This window comes from Pseudomonas sp. H26/SER47-MNA-CIBAN-0231, assembly GCF_040310465.1.
GTDB lineage: Bacteria > Pseudomonadota > Gammaproteobacteria > Pseudomonadales > Pseudomonadaceae > Aquipseudomonas > Aquipseudomonas atacamensis.
The window spans coordinates 1-285 of the sequence record NZ_JBEOPW010000060.1; the positions used below are offsets into that span (position 1 = coordinate 1).

At 57.9% G+C, this 285-nt stretch carries 1 protein-coding gene; it reads left to right on the plus strand.

The window, feature by feature from the left end:
• On the plus strand, window positions 1-285 hold a 285-nt coding region (locus tag AAEZ10_RS27245), incomplete at both ends, for a ferredoxin reductase domain-containing protein (protein ID WP_502947712.1).

Below are 285 nucleotides of genomic sequence, written 5' to 3' on the forward strand. Positions count from 1 at the left end.
GGTGTGGCGTGCGTATTCGATGGTCTCCTCGCCCCATGACGAGTTTCTCGAATTCTTTTCCATCGTGGTGCCCAATGGCGAATTCACCAGCGAGCTGAGCCGGCTGGTCAAAGGAGACTCGCTGCTGATAGATCGCCAGGCATTCGGTTACCTCACACTCGATCGTTTTGTGGACGGCCGTGACCTTTGGTTACTGGCCACCGGTACCGGCGTCGCGCCGTTCCTGTCGATCCTGCAGGACTTTGAGGTGTGGGAGCGGTTCGAACGCATCATCCTGGTCTACAG